This window comes from Listeria ivanovii subsp. ivanovii (genome assembly GCF_900187025.1).
Taxonomy (GTDB): domain Bacteria; phylum Bacillota; class Bacilli; order Lactobacillales; family Listeriaceae; genus Listeria; species Listeria ivanovii.
In genome coordinates, this window is record NZ_LT906478.1 from 1,900,509 (window position 1) to 1,917,052 (window position 16,544).

General features: G+C 40.5%; 15 protein-coding genes and 1 pseudogene. 3 read left to right on the top strand and 13 right to left on the bottom strand.

What is annotated here, in order from left to right:
* Nucleotides 1-127 precede the first annotated feature (127 nt).
* Genes rpoZ through CKV67_RS09395 form a run of 3 tightly spaced genes read right to left on the bottom strand, consistent with a single transcriptional unit; the run spans nucleotide 128 to nucleotide 1,842 of the window.
* Nucleotides 128-331, bottom strand: a complete 204-nt coding sequence (gene rpoZ, locus CKV67_RS09385) for a DNA-directed RNA polymerase subunit omega (RefSeq protein ID WP_003720141.1) — start codon at nucleotides 329-331, stop codon at nucleotides 128-130.
* Nucleotides 331-948, bottom strand: coding sequence for a guanylate kinase (gene gmk, locus CKV67_RS09390; protein ID WP_014093170.1), 618 nt, complete (start codon nucleotides 946-948; stop codon nucleotides 331-333). The genes rpoZ and gmk overlap by 1 nt, the downstream gene beginning before the upstream one ends.
* 18 nt (nucleotides 949-966) lie before the next feature.
* Nucleotides 967-1,842, bottom strand: coding sequence for a YicC/YloC family endoribonuclease (locus CKV67_RS09395; RefSeq protein ID WP_014093171.1), 876 nt, complete (start codon nucleotides 1,840-1,842; stop codon nucleotides 967-969).
* 156 nt (nucleotides 1,843-1,998) lie between these two features.
* Between CKV67_RS09395 and fbpA the strand changes: the two genes are divergently transcribed.
* Nucleotides 1,999-3,711, top strand: coding sequence for an Rqc2 family fibronectin-binding protein FbpA (gene fbpA / locus CKV67_RS09400; protein ID WP_014093172.1), 1,713 nt, complete (start codon nucleotides 1,999-2,001; stop codon nucleotides 3,709-3,711).
* Nucleotides 3,712-3,798: 87 nt separating this feature from the next.
* Nucleotides 3,799-4,398: a short chain dehydrogenase gene (locus tag CKV67_RS09405; protein WP_014093173.1), complete on the top strand. Its 600-nt coding sequence runs from the start codon at nucleotides 3,799-3,801 to the stop codon at nucleotides 4,396-4,398.
* Between the two features lie 44 nt (nucleotides 4,399-4,442).
* Here the strand turns inward: CKV67_RS09405 and pyrE are convergent, their stop codons facing one another.
* From pyrE to pyrR, 10 genes and pseudogenes are all read right to left on the bottom strand, one after another.
* A complete protein-coding gene (gene pyrE / locus CKV67_RS09410; RefSeq protein WP_014093174.1) occupies nucleotides 4,443-5,072 on the bottom strand; it encodes an orotate phosphoribosyltransferase in 630 nt (209 codons plus the stop codon).
* Nucleotides 5,069-5,770 (bottom strand): orotidine-5'-phosphate decarboxylase, encoded by a 702-nt coding sequence (gene pyrF, locus CKV67_RS09415; RefSeq protein WP_014093175.1) that lies wholly within the window; start codon nucleotides 5,768-5,770, stop codon nucleotides 5,069-5,071. The genes pyrE and pyrF overlap by 4 nt, the downstream gene beginning before the upstream one ends.
* On the bottom strand, nucleotides 5,767-6,681 hold the full coding sequence (locus tag CKV67_RS09420; RefSeq protein ID WP_014093176.1) for a dihydroorotate dehydrogenase: 915 nt from the start codon (nucleotides 6,679-6,681) through the stop codon (nucleotides 5,767-5,769). The genes pyrF and CKV67_RS09420 overlap by 4 nt, the downstream gene beginning before the upstream one ends.
* Nucleotides 6,678-7,445: pseudogene (locus CKV67_RS09425) on the bottom strand (dihydroorotate dehydrogenase electron transfer subunit); the annotation flags it as partial. The pseudogene CKV67_RS09425 and the gene CKV67_RS09420, both read right to left, overlap by 4 nt.
* 20 nt (nucleotides 7,446-7,465) lie before the next feature.
* On the bottom strand, nucleotides 7,466-10,678 hold the full coding sequence (gene carB / locus CKV67_RS09430) for a carbamoyl-phosphate synthase large subunit (RefSeq protein ID WP_014093178.1): 3,213 nt from the start codon (nucleotides 10,676-10,678) through the stop codon (nucleotides 7,466-7,468).
* Entirely contained in the window at nucleotides 10,671-11,762 is a 1,092-nt protein-coding gene (locus tag CKV67_RS09435) for a carbamoyl phosphate synthase small subunit (protein ID WP_014093179.1), read from the bottom strand. The genes carB and CKV67_RS09435 overlap by 8 nt, the downstream gene beginning before the upstream one ends.
* Nucleotides 11,759-13,039 carry a dihydroorotase gene (locus tag CKV67_RS09440; RefSeq protein ID WP_014093180.1) on the bottom strand — a complete coding sequence of 427 codons (1,281 nt, stop codon included), beginning with the start codon at nucleotides 13,037-13,039 and terminating at the stop codon, nucleotides 11,759-11,761. Before CKV67_RS09440 ends, CKV67_RS09435 begins: the two co-directional genes overlap by 4 nt.
* The gene (locus tag CKV67_RS09445) at nucleotides 13,027-13,938 is read right to left on the bottom strand and encodes an aspartate carbamoyltransferase catalytic subunit (RefSeq protein WP_014093181.1); all 912 of its coding nucleotides are present in this window, start codon (nucleotides 13,936-13,938) and stop codon (nucleotides 13,027-13,029) included. The genes CKV67_RS09440 and CKV67_RS09445 overlap by 13 nt, the downstream gene beginning before the upstream one ends.
* Before the next feature lie 83 nt (nucleotides 13,939-14,021).
* On the bottom strand, nucleotides 14,022-15,308 hold the full coding sequence (locus CKV67_RS09450) for a solute carrier family 23 protein (protein ID WP_014093182.1): 1,287 nt from the start codon (nucleotides 15,306-15,308) through the stop codon (nucleotides 14,022-14,024).
* 130 nt (nucleotides 15,309-15,438) lie between these two features.
* On the bottom strand, nucleotides 15,439-15,990 hold the full coding sequence (gene pyrR, locus CKV67_RS09455) for a bifunctional pyr operon transcriptional regulator/uracil phosphoribosyltransferase PyrR (protein WP_003748455.1): 552 nt from the start codon (nucleotides 15,988-15,990) through the stop codon (nucleotides 15,439-15,441).
* A 232-nt stretch (nucleotides 15,991-16,222) separates the two neighbouring features.
* On the opposite strand from pyrR, the gene CKV67_RS09460 reads away from it, so the two are divergent.
* Nucleotides 16,223-16,447, top strand: a complete 225-nt coding sequence (locus CKV67_RS09460; protein WP_014093183.1) for a hypothetical protein — start codon at nucleotides 16,223-16,225, stop codon at nucleotides 16,445-16,447.
* Nucleotides 16,448-16,544 lie beyond the last annotated feature (97 nt).

A 16,544-nucleotide genomic window follows, 5' to 3' on the forward strand; every position in this document is an offset into this window, starting at 1 on the left:
ATCGTTCACTTTATTATACATTAAATCAAGGCGCGACAAAACTATCTAGAAGCTAGATTCTACTTACTTTCTTAAATAAAACGCCTCTAAAGAAAAAAAGCCCCGCCATAAAGCGGAGCAATCAGTCTTATTTATCGTCATTTTTTAAAACTAATTTACCAGCGTGAATTTCTTCAAGTGCTTTCCCAACAAATTTGTCGGACTCATAGCTCGGAAGTACACCTTTATCATTTTCTAGTTGCATGTAGCGTGCGCGTTTAGCGGCAACTGTTACTAGCGAGTATTTTGAGTCGATTTTTAACAATAAATTATCAATTGATGGATATAACATCATTGTAATCCCTCCAACATTTTTTTGTAGCGATGAATTACTCGCTCGGTTTTTAAGTGTTCTGTTTCGACGATGCCTTTGATTTTTTGAACAGCTTTGTCTACCACATCGTTTACTACAGCATAATCATACGATGCCATCATTTCGATTTCTTTTTTTGCGGTTTCCATTCGTTCTTCCACCACATCCATTGATTCCGTTCCGCGGCCGATAATCCGGTTTTTAAGTTCGGATAAATCTGGCGGAGTTAAGAAAATAAAAATCCCTTCTGGCATTGCTTTTCGAACTTGCATTGCTCCTTGCACTTCAATTTCGAGAAAAATATCAGTACCTGCTTGTAGTTTTTCCTCGACATATTCAAGCGGAGTGCCGTAATAATTTCCGACATACTCTGCATATTCTAACATTTTTCCGTCAGAAATAGCTTGTTCAAAAACTTCGCGCGAACGAAAATAATAATCAACACCGTCTTGTTCGCCTTCACGAGGAAGACGTGTTGTCATCGAGATAGAGTAGTCAAAACTTGTTTCCGGGTCTTTAAAAACCGCTTCCCGGACAGTTCCTTTTCCCACACCTGATGGACCTGATAGTACGATTAATAGTCCTCTTTCTGTCATCATTTCCCCTCCTCGACATCATTCGACATTTTGCACTTGTTCGCGAATTTTTTCTAGCGTCGTTTTCATTTCCACGACTTGTTCGGTGATTCGAAGCGAATTTGCTTTTGATCCAATGGTATTAACTTCACGATTCATTTCTTGGATAAGAAAATCTAATTTCCGGCCAATGGGCTCTTCCAGTAAAATGATACCATAAAATTGCTTCAAATGGCTCTTTGTGCGTTCTACTTCTTCATTGATGTCTGCTTTTTCTAATAAAAGTGCTACTTCAGTTAGAACGATGCTTTGATCAAAGTTTTCACCGACTATGTTTTGGAGCCGGTTTTCTATTTTTTCTTGGTAGTATTTTTCTGAAACAGGAATTTCTGCTTGAATGATGGCTAAACTTTTTTCAAGCGTAGCGAGATGTTGTTTAAAATAAAGTAACAACTCTGCGCCTTCCATACTTCTCATTTCATCGAGTCGCTCAGTTGCTCGAGTAAGTGTTTCGATAACTAATCGTTCTAGTTCACTGCTCGCGTCTACCTCTTCCTCGATAGAAAGATATTCTTGTTCTTGAAGTAAATCGCTCATTTTTGGTAGTTCAGCTAATTCATATCTAGCGCTTGCTTGTTTGATAAAACGGTAATAGCTATCTGCCAGGTCCCAATCAATATGTAATTCGCGCTTGGCAAGTTGCTCTCCAGTAATGGAAAAGAAACATTCAATCCGACCACGTTTTATTTGCTTATTAATGGTCTTTTTTAACTTTCCTTCTAAATAGGCGAGTTGTTTTGGCATCCGAAAAACAACTTCGGAATAGCGATGGTTGACTGCTTTTAATTCAATGGTTACTTTGAACGCTTCAAACTCTTTCGTTGCACGTCCAAATCCCGTCATGCTTTTCACCATTTGGCAAGACACCTTTCATTGCTTAAAGTTCCCTCTAAGTTTACTTGAAATTTGTTCTGACTTCTTATTATACCAAAGCTACCTCCTGCATACAATACATTTTCGGAATGTATGTTAAAATAGAAAGTAACTAACTCATAAAGGAATGAATGACTAATGGCGTTTGATGCGATGTTTTTAAAATCAATGACAGAAGAACTTGCAGAACACGGTGAAAGTGGCCGAATTATGAAAATCCACCAACCGTTTTCGCATGAACTTGTTTTATATATCCGAAAAAATCGTGAAAATAAACGGCTACTCATTTCTTCGCATCCTAGCTATGCAAGAATTCAGTGGACCGACGATATTCCAGAAAACCCTTCGCAACCACCGATGTTTTGTATGTTACTTAGAAAATATCTTGAAGGTGCATTTATTGAATCCATTACGCAACTTCCGAATGAACGGATTTTGCAATTTAGTATTCGTGGCAAAGATGATATTGGCGAAAATCGTTTTTGTGATTTGTTTGTTGAAATCATGGGACGGCATAGTAATATCACACTGGTGGACCGCGCAAAAAATGTGATTGTTGACTGCATTAAACACGTTTCTCCGGCACAAAATAGTTACCGGACGCTTTTACCAGGAGCAACTTATATTTTACCGCCAGCAACTGACAAATTAAATCCGTTCGAAGTGACTGCCGAACAGCTACTGACGCGACTTGATTTTCCAGCTGGCAAACTCGAGAAACAACTCGTCCAAAATTTTGCTGGTTTTAGCCCACTGCTCGCTCGGGAAATTGTTTTTCGGGCTGGTAATCTAACGGCTGATTCGCTTGTGGCTGCTTTTTTTGAAGTAGTCGCCCTTGTGAATCAGCATTTAGGTAAAGCGGCTGTTCCCAATGAATGGCGTGTTTTGAATAAAGAGGACTACTACTTCTTTCCACTACGCCATGTTGATGCTGAACAAACGGAATTCGCGAGTTTAAGCACTCTTTTGGACCATTTTTATATTGGTAAAGCAAGACGCGACCGGGTGCACCAATTTGCGCACGATTTGGAAAAACTCTTATCGAATGAACTTGCTCGAAGCAGACTGAAAATCGAAAAACTCGAGAACACTTTACTCGAAACTGAAAAAGCAGATGTTTACCGGGTGCAGGGCGAGCTATTAACTGCCAATCTTCATTTGATGGAGCGAGGTATGAAAGAGATTACAGTCGAGAATTTTTATGATGATATGAAAAAAATGACGATTCCGCTTGATACTCGGAAAACCCCGTCTGCCAACGCGCAAAGCTATTTTAGCCGTTATCAGAAGTTGCGTAATGCTGTCGAAGTAGTAAAAGAACAGATTTCGCTAACAAAAGAAGAAATCACTTATTTAGAATCGGTTGAATCGCAACTAGAAACGTCTGGTCCGCAAGATGTAGAAGAAATCCGCCAAGAACTAGCTGAACAAGGCTATCTGCGCTACAAACAGAAAAAAGGCAGTCGGAAAAAAGCAACTTTACCAGCTCCAGAGAAATATACTTCTTCAACTGGATTATCCATTCTAGTTGGAAAAAACAATAAGCAAAATGACTATTTAACGAATAAATTAGCGCGAAATAATGATCTTTGGTTCCATGTAAAAGACTTACCGGGCTCACATGTCGTAATTCAGTCGAATGCACCAGATGAGACTTCTATTACCGAGGCTGCAATGATTGCGGCTTACTATTCCAAAGCCCGTCTCTCAGCTACAGTCCCAGTTGACGGAACTCTAGTCAAACATGTCAAAAAACCAAACGGCGCCAAACCTGGTTATGTGATTTATGATAACCAAACGACTTATTTTGTCACACCAGATGAAAAGCTTATTTTAGCATTGAAAAATTAGCGGTTCTTTGTTGGAGCCGTTTTTATTCCTTTTTTAAGGGTAAATGTTATACTGACTTTACTTTTTACTTGAAAGGATGATAAGCAAATGAAAATTTTATTAATTGGTGCTTCTGGTACGCTTGGTTCTGCGGTGAAGGAACGTTTGGAGAAAAAAGCAGATGTAATAACTGCTGGAAGACATAGTGGCGATGTAACAGTCGATATTACGAGTGTGGATAGTATTAAAAAAATGTATACGCAAGTTGGCAAAGTCGATGCGGTTGTTTCTGCAACTGGTAGTGCCACTTTTTCCCCATTAACGGAATTAACACCAGAAAAAAATGCTGTTACGATAAGTAGCAAATTGGGTGGTCAAATTAATCTTGTTTTACTTGGAATTAATTCGTTAAATGATAACGGTAGCTTTACGCTTACAACAGGAATTATGATGGAAGATCCCATTGTCCAAGGCGCTTCTGCTGCAATGGCAAATGGTGCGGTTACTGCTTTTGCGAAATCAGCAGCAATCGAAATGCCTCGTGGACTCCGGATTAATACGGTTAGTCCTAATGTTTTAGAAGAATCTTGGGATAGACTGGAACCATTTTTCCAAGGTTTTAACCCTGTTCCAGCTGAACGTGTTGCCCGCGCTTTTGAGAAAAGTGTATTTGGCGCTCAAACTGGTGAAAGTTACAAGGTCTATTAATGGCAAAAAGGGAAACACGGCAATTACCGTGTTTCCCTTTTTGCTTATTTACCCCAAGTTTTCGGGTTTTGTTTCCACTCTTTTAATGTTTGCATGTCTTCTTTTGATACATAATTGTTAGTAAGTGCGACTTCGATCAACTCATCGTAATTCGTAAGCGTAACTAGCTTCGTATCAGCTTCCGCCAGTAATTTCTTCCCTTTATCTAATCCATATGTAAAGATTGCTGCGATGCCGAGTACTTCTGCTCCGGCTTCTTCTAATGCTTCAACCGCTTTTAGAGAACTTCCGCCTGTAGAAATCAAATCTTCCATTACAACTACTTTTTGACCTTTGGAAATAGGGCCTTCGATTTGATTGCCTTTGCCATGTTCTTTCGCTTTGGAACGAACGTAGACCATGGGTAAATCTAGTAAATCACTGACCCAAGCAGCATGAGGGATTCCTGCTGTTGCTGTTCCGGCGATTACATCAACGTCACCAAAATTTTCTTTTATTTTCTCCGCAAGTGCTGCCGCGATAAACTGACGAACTTTTGGAAAGCCTAGTGTTAGGCGATTATCACAATAGATAGGTGATTTAATTCCGGAAGCCCAAGTGAATGGATCATTTGGTTTTAAAAAGACGGCTTTAATTTCTAATAATTGCTCTGCTACTTGTTTTTCTGTGCTCATGCGTTCCACTCCTTTAATACTTGACTATAAGCTGCTACTGAATCTTCTGCTCGAGTAATCGACCTACCAACAACAATATGAGATGATCCAATTAAACGCGCTTTCTCCGGTGTTACAACGCGAATTTGGTCATCTGCTGCATCACTTGCTAAGCGAATGCCCGGTGTTACGCGTAGAAAATCAGCGCCATTTCGTAGTTTGATTTCTTCTGCTTCTAGGGCGGAGCAAACTACGCCGTCTAACCCAGCTTGTTTTGTTAAATCACTGTAATGAATGACTGATTCCAGCAAACTCGCTTTCACTAGTTGTTCCTCGTGCATATCTGTTTCACTTGTACTTGTTAGTTGTGTCACTGCAATAAGGAGCGGACGTTTACCACCCGTAGCACCAATTTCTAAACCTTCACGTGCATATTCCATCATTTTTTTTCCACCTGCTGCATGAACATTTACCATATCTACACCCATTTTTGCTAAGCCTGTCATTGCGCTTTTGACTGTGTTAGGAATATCGTGGAGTTTTAAATCAAGAAAAATTTCATGATTTTGCTGTTTGATTTTCTCCACAATCATCGGACCATTGCTGTAAAAAAGTTCCATACCCACTTTTACGGATAATGCCTCGCCGGAAAATTTAGCTAAAAAAGTTTCTACTTCTTGATATGTTTGGAAATCTAGCGCGATAATTGGTTTATTCATTGATTTTCTCGCTCCTTTTTGAGTTGTTGTAAAGAAGAAATGTTCAGTTCATCCATGCGGTTTGGTAGTTCGGCGATTAGTTTTGGACAGATAAATGGGTCAGTGAAATTCATCGTTCCAACTGCCACAGCATCAGCGCCTGCAATAAGGAATTCTAAAACATCATCTACTGTTTGTATGCCGCCCATGCCGATAATCGGGATGTTACTTACTGCTCGTACTTGGTGAATCATCCGAATGGCCACTGGTTTTATGGCTGGTCCAGAAAGTCCCCCAGTTCCATTCGCAATGATTGGTTTTCGTGTCTTTAAATCTATTCGCATACCAAGTAACGTGTTAATCATCGTCAGCCCATCTGCACCAGCTGATTCGATTGCTTGAGCGATAGAAACAATATCCGCAACATTTGGCGATAATTTAACATATACTGGAACACTAGCAACCTCCTTGACTGCTTTTGTCAAACGATGGGCTACTTCTGGGTCAGTCCCGAAAGCAATTCCGCCGTGTTTAACATTCGGACAAGAAATATTTAACTCAATCGCTTTAACCGCTTTTGATTCACCAATTCGGGCACAGACTTTAACGTAATCTTCTTCCGTTGCCCCTGCTACATTTGCAATAATCGGTGTGTCAAATTGTTCCAAAAATGGTAGTTCATGTGCTAAAACATGTTCTAATCCTGGATTTTGCAAGCCAATCGCATTGAGCATTCCACTCGCGGTTTCAGCTACTCTTGGGGTTGGGTTGCCGCGTCTCGGTTCTGGTGTGACTGCTTTTGCCATGATAGCGCCTAGTTCGTTTAAATCATAGTATTTGCTATATTCTTGTCCGAAGCCAAAACAGCCAGATGCAGGCATAATTGGATTTTTGAGTGATAAACCGGGAATTTCTACTGCTAGCGGGTTCATAATGTCACCTCATCTGCGCGAAATACTGGACCATCTTCGCATACTTTAAATTGCCCTTCAGGATCTTTTGACTTTGGACAAACGCAGGCATAACAAGCCCCAATTCCACAAGCCATTCGTTCTTCTAAAGAAAGGTAGGTTTTCGTTTCTGGAAAACTCATCTTCACAGCTTGGAGCATAGCTTTTGGTCCGCAACTGTAAATCACATCTGGTTCTTCGGTGAAATTTTTCGTGATATCTGTGACAAATCCTTGTGTACCAGCTGTTCCGTCTACTGTCGCAATATGCACTTTGCCATATTTGGCCATTTCGGTTTCGTAAAAACTATCTTTCGCAGATTGGAACCCGTTTACAAACGTAACTTTTATGCCTTTTTCAGCTAATTCTTTTCCAAGTTGGTACATTGGTGGAACCCCGATACCCCCCCCGATTAAAAGGGCTGTTTTCGCAGTTGGAGAGGCGCTTATATCAAAGCCCTTTCCAAGTGGTCCAAGTACATCGACAGAATCTCCTGCTGCTAACTGGCTGAAATCCTTGGTCCCGTCTCCTTCTACGCGGTATAGTAAAATGCAAGTTCCGGTAGCTTTATCATAGGAACAAATGCTGATTGGTCGCCTCATAAGCAAATCATAGCGACTTGGCTTAAGCATCAAAAACTGTCCCGGTGACATATCCGCCACACATTCCCCTGTTAAAATTAATTCGTATACTTTATCTGCAATTTCGGTTTGCTGAATGACTTTCATTTCCGTCTGTAACACGGTTCCACCCCGTTTCTTCTATATTAAACTCGTGCTTTCGGTTGTTTTACGATACTTGTATTCATTGCTTCTAGTTCAAAGGAGCGTGATTCTAACACTCGCAAAATTGCTTCTGCGGTATCAAGTGATGTACAAACTGGGATGCCATTTTCGACTGATTCGCGGCGAATTTGGAAACCATCGCGTTCTGGGCGTTTACCTGTTGTTAGTGTATTAACAACGAGCGTTACTTGGCCATTTCGGATATAGTCGATAAGCGTTTCTTGATTTTCACCAATTTTTTTCACTTGTGATACTGGAATTTCCGCTTGTTCTAATGTGCTGGCTGTTCCTTTTGTTGCCATGATTGTGAAGCCAATTCGGTTAAATCGTTTTGCTAGTTCCACTGCTTCTTGTTTGTCGCGGTCAGCCACAGTTAGGAGTACTGTTCCGTAGTCATGCATCGTTGTCCCGCTTGCGACAAAACCTTTATACAGTGCTTTTTCAAGCGTGATATCTTTCCCCATGACTTCCCCAGTTGACTTCATTTCAGGCCCAAGCGAGGTATCTACACTACGCAATTTCGCGAATGAGAATACCGGTACTTTGACAAAAATTTCTTGTTTTTCCGGTGCAAGTCCTGGAGTATAGCCAAGATCCACTAATTTTTCGCCAAGGATGACTTTGGTCGCTACATTGGCCATCGGAATTTCCGTAATTTTACTTAAAAATGGCGCTGTCCGGCTTGAACGTGGGTTTACTTCGATGACGAAAACTTCTTCACCGTCCACGACATATTGGATATTCAGCATGCCGATAATATTTAGTCCGGTTGCAAGTCTTGTCGTATAATCAACAATGATATTTTTTACGTTTTCGCTTAATCTTTGTGCTGGGTAAACAGCGATTGAGTCACCGGAATGGACTCCGGCACGTTCGATATGTTCCATAATTCCTGGTATAAGAACATTTGCGCCGTCACTAATTGCATCCACTTCTACTTCTTGTCCACTCACATAACGATCAACTAAAACGGGGTGTTTTGGATTTACTTTTACCGCATTTGTCATATAATGTTTTAATGCTTCTTCTGATTCCACGATTTCCATTGCTCGACCACCAAGTACGTAAGATGGGCGAACTAGAACAGGATAGCCTATGCTCGTTGCTACTTTAATTGCTTCTTCAACCGACGTGGCTGTTTTCCCAGCTGGTTGAGGGATTTGTAAGATTTCTAACGCTTTTTCAAAGGCATCACGGTTTTCCGCACGATCAGTGTCTTCTAAGCTTGTTCCCAGAATTTTCACGCCACGTTTTGATAAACCATCTGCTAAGTTGATTGCAGTTTGACCACCAAATTGGACGACAACGCCTAGTGGTTGCTCGATTTCAATGACATGCATCACATCTTCTAGTGTCAGTGGTTCGAAGTAAAGCTTATCCGATATACTAAAGTCCGTCGATACAGTTTCTGGATTATTATTGATAATAATTGCTTCGTATCCGGCTTGCTGAATTGCCCATACAGAGTGTACTGTCGCATAGTCGAATTCGACGCCTTGCCCAATCCGAATCGGTCCAGAACCAAGTACAATCACGCTCTCTTTTCCCGAGCGAGTAGACTCATTTTCCTCTTCATAAGTACTGTAGAAATATGGCGTAGTTGATTCAAATTCAGCTGCACAAGTATCTACCATTTTGTATACTGGAAAAAGATTTTGCGCTTTTCGTAAATCGTATATTTCTTGCTCGGACGTTTTCCAACAAGTTGCCAGGAAAGAGTCAGAAAAACCTGCTCGTTTGGCTTCTGCAAGCACTTCCGGATTGTTTGGATTTTCTTTTACACGTGTTTCTAATTCAATTGTTTTACTTAATTTATATAAGAAGAATAAATCAATTTTAGTTTTTCCGTGGAGTTGTTCGATTGTTTGACCACGACGCAGTGCTGCTGCTAAAAAGAATAGACGATCATCTTCTGGGAAACAAATTTTGCGTTCTAATGTTTCCGCATCTGCATTTTCAGCTTCTTCAAGTAACAAATGATCCGCGCCGATTTCGAGTGAACGAACAGCTTTTAAAAGTGCTTCTTCCCATGAACGACCAATCGCCATGACTTCACCAGTTGCTTTCATTTGTGTTCCTAGACGTCGATCTGCTTGTTCGAACTTATCAAAAGCAAACCGTGGGATTTTCGCAACGACATAGTCAAGTGCTGGTTCAAAGTGAGCAAAAGTTGTTCCTGTTACTGGATTTCTTACTTCATCAAGTGTAAGTCCAACAGCGATTTTAGCTGCTAATTTGGCGATTGGATACCCGGTTGCTTTCGATGCTAGCGCAGAAGATCGGCTCACACGTGGGTTTACTTCGATAACGTAGTAGTTATAGCTATTTGGATCTAGCGCTAATTGAACGTTACAACCACCTTCAATTTCCAGTGCGCGAATGATTTTTAATGATACATCACGAAGCAGTTGGTATTCGCGGTCTGATAGCGTTTGACTTGGTGCAACAACAATCGAATCTCCCGTATGTATTCCAACAGGGTCAATATTTTCCATGTTACAAACAACCATGGCATTATCGTTTGCATCGCGCATCACTTCATATTCTACTTCTTTAAACCCTGCGATACTTTTTTCAAGTAGACATTGTGTCACTGGACTTAGTTTTAAACCGCTCGTTACCGTTTCAATTAGGTCTTTTTCATTATGGCAAATTCCGCCGCCTGACCCGCCAAGAGTATAGGCTGGACGCACGATTACTGGATAACCAATTCGTTCTACAAAGGCATATGCTTCGTCTAAATTATGAATAATATCACTATCAGGAACTGGCTCCCCAAGTTCATTCATCAAGTCACGAAAAGCTTCTCGATCTTCTGCTTTTTTAATCGCCGTTAAATCCGTTCCAAGCACTTCCACATTACATTCATCCAAGATCCCTGCTGCGGAAAGTTCCATCGCCATATTTAATCCGGTTTGGCCGCCAAGAGTTGGTAAAATTGCATCTGGACGTTCTTTACGAATAATGCGAGATACAAAATCAAGTGTAATTGGCTCGATGTATACTTTATCAGCCATTTCTGCGTCTGTCATAATCGTTGCTGGGTTGGAGTTAACTAACACCACTCGGTATCCTTCTTCTCTTAAACTAAGGCAAGCTTGTGTTCCAGCGTAATCAAATTCTGCGGCTTGACCAATCACAATCGGACCAGAGCCGATGACAAGAATTGTTTTTATATCATCACGTTTAGGCATGTAATTCACCCTCCTCTTTCACATTCATCATTTCCATAAACTCATCAAAAAGATAGTTTACATCGCTTGGTCCGGGGTTTGCTTCTGGGTGATATTGGACGGTATAAGCTTGATATTCCTTATGTGCAAGTCCTTCTACTGTTTCATCATTTAATTCAATGTGCGTTACTTTTAAATCTGTATTAACAAGTGAATCTTTATCCACTGCATAACCATGATTTTGCGCGGTGAAGTCGACCCGTCCTGTTGCGAGTTCTTTCACTGGATGATTTGCTCCGCGATGGCCGAATTTCAGTTTGAAAGTATCAGCTCCATTTGCAAGAGCGAATAATTGGTGTCCTAAGCAAATCCCAAATAGTGGTAATTTCCCTTGAATACCGCGAATCATTTCGAGCGCTTCTGGAACATCTTTCGGGTCTCCCGGTCCATTTGAAAGCATCACACCATCAGGGTGCATCGCCAAAATTTCTTCTGCCGTTGTATTATAAGGAACCACCGTCACATAGCAATTCCGTTTATTCAATTCTCGTAAAATCGAACTTTTCACACCATAATCTACTAGCACTACTCGTTTCCCGTCTCCTGGACTTGCAAATGCTTTAGCCGAGGATACTTCATGTACTTGATCAACTGGCAAACGAACAGAACGTAAATGATGTAGCAATTCTTCTTTATTCGCGGTTTCTGCTGCCAAAATTCCTTTTAACGTGCCTTCTTTACGAATCAATTTGGTTAACTTCCGAGTATCAATTCCCGCAATTCCCGGAATTCCTTTTTCTTTCAAAAATTGGCTTAAAGTAAGTTGATTGCGCCAGTTGGAAGGATATTCAGCGGCTTCCCTTACTACAACCCCTTTGACTGCCGGATTAATTGACTCAAAATCGTCTCGGTTCACGCCGTAATTCCCAACTAATGGATAAGTAAAAGTAATAATTTGACCGTAATAAGAAGGGTCTGTAATTGTCTCTTGATAGCCTGTCATTCCCGTATTAAAGACGACTTCACCAATTGTTTCTTTTTCACTACCAATCGCCTCACCGATGAAGTAATTACCATCTTCTAGCATCAAAATTCGCTTTGTCATTTTATTTCCCCCTCTGAGTAAACAAGTGTCCCTTCTGCAAAAGTCGCTACCGGCCAGCCGATACATGCTTCTCCGACAAATGGGGTATTCTTACCTTTTGAATAAAAAGTTGCTGGGTCGATTTTGCTTTCTTTTGCTAAATCAAGAACTACGATGTCTGCTACACTGCCTTCTTCTAGTTTGCCGTATGGAAGATTAAAGCACGTTGCTGGTTTTACAGTCATCCAGTCAATCAGTTGTTTTAACGTCCATTCGTTTGTTTTGACAAAATGTGTATATAGTAATGGGAAAGCTGTTTCTAAGCCAACGATACCAAATGCCGCTTTTTCCATTGCTACATTCTTTTCTCCAGCAGCATGTGGTGCATGGTCGGTTGCGATAAAATCAATCGTGCCGTCTAGTAAACCTTCTAGTAGTGCCGCGCGATCTTCTTTACTTCTTAGCGGCGGATTCATTTTCCAATTCCCGTCATTTCCAGGAATATCTTCCTCGTCAAGAATCAAGTGATGTGGCGAAACTTCTGCTGTTACTCGGATTCCAGCTTGTTTGGCATCTCGTACGACGCGCACAGATTCCTTAGTCGAAATATGGCAGACGTGATAATGACAACCAGCCGCTTCAGCCAGCAAAACATCGCGAGCAATTTGAACCGACTCCGCAATATTAGGAATTCCTTTTAATCCTGCTTTTTCAGCAAAAATGCCATCATGGACAACGCCACCGTAGATAAGCGAATTGTCTTCACAGTGTGCCACTATCGCCATATCCAATTTTGCGGCCCGTTTCATTGCTTCATACATAGTACCTGCTAATTGCACACCAACCCCATCATCGGTAAAGGCAAATGCGCCTGCTTCTTTTAAAGCTTCCATGTCGACTAGTTCGTCTGTTCCAAGACTAGTCGTAATGGATGCATATGGTAAAACGCGAACTTGCGCTGTTTCGTGAATTTTCGCCTGTAAACTTTCCATCCTCGCTTTTGAATCTGGAACTGGTTTCGTATTTGGCATGGAGCAAATGGTTGTATATCCGCCACGTGCGGCTGCTTTTGTTCCGGTCAAAATGGTTTCTTTATGTTCTCCGCCTGGCTCACGAAGATGTACATGCACATCAATAAAACCTGGTGCAATAACTTTATCCGTTGCATCGAAAACTTCACCACTTGTCATATCAATCGAGTCTGCGATTAAGTTCACTTTGCCATTTTGAATTAGTACATCTTTGTTTTCCAGTTCGCCTGCTTCATTTAGTACTTGTCCATTTTTTAATACGTACATAGTTCCGCCCTCATTTCCTGTTCTTTTAAAATTGATTCTAGTATCGCCATTCTTATAAAAACGCCATTTGTCATTTGCGTAACAATGCGTGATTTTTCGCTTTCCACTAAACTATCTGCAATTTCCACATCGCGGTTAACTGGACTTGGGTGCATGATAATTGCATCTGGTTTTAATTTTGCTGCTCGTTCGATTGTTAGGCCGAATTTCGAATGATATCCTTCTTTTGTAAATTGTTCGGTTCCACTATGGCGCTCATGTTGTACCCGGAGTAGCATCATCACATCTACTTTTTCGACGATTTCATCTACAGATAAGTAAGTCCCAAACTCTAAGCAACTTTCGTCAAACCATTCTTTTGGCCCGGAGAAATAAAGCTCTGCTCCAAGTCGTTTTAGCACTTTCATATTAGAATTTGCGACCCTACTATGACGAATATCTCCAGCAATCGCCACTTTCAATCCTTGAAAAGTTCCAAACTGTTCTTTTATCGTGAATAAATCGAGTAGTGACTGGCTAGGATGTTCCCCGCAACCATCTCCACCATTCACAAGGGCAATGTCTAATTTTTCAAGTCCTTCGTAGTAATTTTCTTCCGAGTGCCTAATGACTGCCACATTTACTCCAACCGCTTGCATTGTAAGAAGCGTATCGTATAATGTTTCTCCTTTTGTCATGCTAGAACTTGCTGCATCAAAGGAAACTACCTCCACACCTAGCTTTTTCTCTGCTACTTCAAAACTAGTGAGCGTTCTCGTACTTGGTTCAAAAAACATGTTAACTGCAAATGCTTGTTCATTTAAAGTTGCTTTTTTACCTCGTTTAAACTGTGCCGCCTGCTCTAATAAATGCTCAATTTCATGGACGGTTAAGGCTTCCATTGACAACAAATTTTTCATTAATAAGCGCCACCTTTTCAAATTCTTTTTATAAAAAAACCTCTGGATGTTAGTTTCAGCAGAGGTTTTTTGTTGTGTGTTTGTTATGCTGATTTATGTTCGGCTGGTAAAACTAGATTTAAGATAATTCCAATCACTGCTGCTAGAGCCATTCCAGAAAGTTGGAACGTACCTGCTTTGATGAACAGACCACCAATCCCAACAACAAGTACAACCGAAGCAATAATCATATTACGATTGATACTTAAATCAATTTGGTTTTCAATCATCATCCGAAGTCCGCTTGTCGCGATAACCCCGAATAGTAGCAAGGAAATCCCGCCTAAAACCGCTGTTGGAACAGAAGTAATTACGGCATTAATGTAACCGATAAAACCAAACAGGATAGCGAAAACTGCTGCTCCACCGATAACAAACACACTATATACTTTTGTAATTGCCAAGACACCGATATTTTCTCCGTAAGTAGTTACAGGTGGTCCACCGATTAGCGATGCGATAATCGAAGCTGTACCATCCGCAAGAAGTGAACGGTGAAGTCCTGGATCTTTAAAGAAGTTCTTATTTGTAATTCTATTAAGTAATAGTTGATGTCCCATATGTTCTGCCATTGTGACAAAAGCAAGTGGCGCCATACTAAGGACTACTGATACAGTAATGACTGGATCCATATTGACAAACGGAATCGTGAAGTCTGGAATTTGGAAGAAAGAAGCATTTTGGATTAATGTATAGTCAACCATTCCAAAAGCCATACTCGTTAAATAACCTACTGTGAAACCGAATAAAATCGGAATCAAACCCATAAACCCTTTGAAGAACATCATCGCGATAATAGTCGCAAGCAATGTTATTAGTGCTACAGCTAATGTTTTTAAGTCATAGGCACCTTTATTTGTCCCCATTGCCATTGCAGCAGCACTTGGAGCAAGCGACAAACCGATAACCATAATGACTGGTCCAACTACAATCGGTGGTAATACTTTTTGAATCCAATCAATTCCAGCGTAGTAAACTATCAGAGAAACAATCGCGTATACTACCCCAACTGAGAACGTTCCAACCATAACTGCACCAGGACCTCCGCCAGACTTTGCTGCAAGAAGCGCTGTTATTGGTGCAATAAAAGTAAAGGATGAACCTAGATATGCGGGGATTTTACCGCGAGTAATTCCGAGATAAGCAAGTGTCCCGAGTCCGCTAGATACAAGCGCAACTCCCGGACTTAACCCTGTCACACTTGGCACAAAGATAGTCGAGCCAAACATTGTGAAAAGGTGTTGGATACTAAGAATAATCCATTTATTTAAGCTTGGTCTTTCATGTATATCTAGTACTGGTTTAGTCAAAGTTTCTGTCGTTTCTGTCATTTTCTTCCCTCTTTCTCCATAAAAAATACCCCTTGCCTGTCTAGACAAAGAGTATAGAATAATTCCCTATAGAAATTAATCACTCTTTGTCAGCCTCACAGGACTGCTTTTAAAAAAGTGTTATGATTATTTATTCATTTTTGTTAATGATGACGGCATCTTCTGCATGATCCACATCCGTCAGCCGAACTTCTACTCGTTCATTGCCAGACGTTGGAATATTTTTCCCCACATAGTCTGCTCTGATAGGTAGTTCCCTATGGCCTCTGTCTGCTAGAACTGCTAAATGAATTTGTGCTGGTCTACCTACATCCATTAGCGCATCCATTGCGGCACGCACTGTTCGACCAGTATAAAGCACATCATCTACAAGTACTACTTTCTTTCCATTAATATCAAATGGAATATTAGTGCCATGAACAGCTGGTTCTCTTGTTTCGTCATCTTTGAATGATAAATCATCTCGGTATAGTGTAATATCGATATCCCCAACCGGAATGTCGATACCTTCAATTTCGAGAATACGCGTATGCAATCTTTGCGCGAGATAAATACCACGTGTTTTGATTCCGACTAACGCTAAATTTTTTGTGCCTTTATTTCGCTCAATAATTTCGTAACTAACGCGAGTAAGAGCACGTTTAATTGCTGCCTCGTCCATGACTACTACTTGTTTTTGCATCCGAAATCTCTCCTTTTGTGCAAAAAAATAACCCTCTGCCAGTGTAAGCAAGGGAACGTGTGCGGATATATAAAAAACCCGTCAAATTATCGTCACCTTCTTAGCCTCTCTGGACTATGTTAAAGGACTTTATTTTATTAGATTTATCTTACCTGAAAGAATCACACTTGTCAATCAGAAAATAAAGTAATATGTTATACTAATAATAGTAAAAAAAAGGAGGCCAAATAACATGGCTACATCTAAAGCAAAAAAGAAACGACAGAAGCTTGTCCAAGCAGGTCTCTTAAATCCTGAAATCAAGCGCAGTCCCTTCGCTCTGATGGATTTAAGCTCCAAACAAACCAAAACAAAAAAAGGTTATCTCTATAGTAAAAAATGCAAGAATCACCAAGAAGATGATTCTTTTTTTGTGGTTTTTTTTAAGTTTTCACATTTTCTTCATATAAGTCTTTGAAATTTGGTGTTTCTTCTAGATATTATTCCTTTTTTGAACGTCTTTGTGCTATGCTTTAGTTGCTTAAAAACCAGTACATTTAAGAGGTGACAGTAAA

Bases quoted from the DNA above. Each gene is read 5' to 3' on its own strand.
- rpoZ (WP_003720141.1), bottom strand. From the start codon at position 331: ATGTTATATCCATCAATTGATAATTTATTGTTAAAAATCGACTCAAAA.
- gmk (WP_014093170.1), bottom strand. From the start codon at position 948: ATGACAGAAAGAGGACTATTAATCGTACTATCAGGTCCATCAGGTGTG.
- CKV67_RS09395 (WP_014093171.1), bottom strand. From the start codon at position 1,842: ATGGTGAAAAGCATGACGGGATTTGGACGTGCAACGAAAGAGTTTGAA.
- fbpA (WP_014093172.1), top strand. From the start codon at position 1,999: ATGGCGTTTGATGCGATGTTTTTAAAATCAATGACAGAAGAACTTGCA.
- CKV67_RS09405 (WP_014093173.1), top strand. From the start codon at position 3,799: ATGAAAATTTTATTAATTGGTGCTTCTGGTACGCTTGGTTCTGCGGTG.
- pyrE (WP_014093174.1), bottom strand. From the start codon at position 5,072: ATGAGCACAGAAAAACAAGTAGCAGAGCAATTATTAGAAATTAAAGCC.
- pyrF (WP_014093175.1), bottom strand. From the start codon at position 5,770: ATGAATAAACCAATTATCGCGCTAGATTTCCAAACATATCAAGAAGTA.
- CKV67_RS09420 (WP_014093176.1), bottom strand. From the start codon at position 6,681: ATGAACCCGCTAGCAGTAGAAATTCCCGGTTTATCACTCAAAAATCCA.
- carB (WP_014093178.1), bottom strand. From the start codon at position 10,678: ATGCCTAAACGTGATGATATAAAAACAATTCTTGTCATCGGCTCTGGT.
- CKV67_RS09435 (WP_014093179.1), bottom strand. From the start codon at position 11,762: ATGACAAAGCGAATTTTGATGCTAGAAGATGGTAATTACTTCATCGGT.
- CKV67_RS09440 (WP_014093180.1), bottom strand. From the start codon at position 13,039: ATGTACGTATTAAAAAATGGACAAGTACTAAATGAAGCAGGCGAACTG.
- CKV67_RS09445 (WP_014093181.1), bottom strand. From the start codon at position 13,938: ATGAAAAATTTGTTGTCAATGGAAGCCTTAACCGTCCATGAAATTGAG.
- CKV67_RS09450 (WP_014093182.1), bottom strand. From the start codon at position 15,308: ATGACAGAAACGACAGAAACTTTGACTAAACCAGTACTAGATATACAT.
- pyrR (WP_003748455.1), bottom strand. From the start codon at position 15,990: ATGCAAAAACAAGTAGTAGTCATGGACGAGGCAGCAATTAAACGTGCT.
- CKV67_RS09460 (WP_014093183.1), top strand. From the start codon at position 16,223: ATGGCTACATCTAAAGCAAAAAAGAAACGACAGAAGCTTGTCCAAGCA.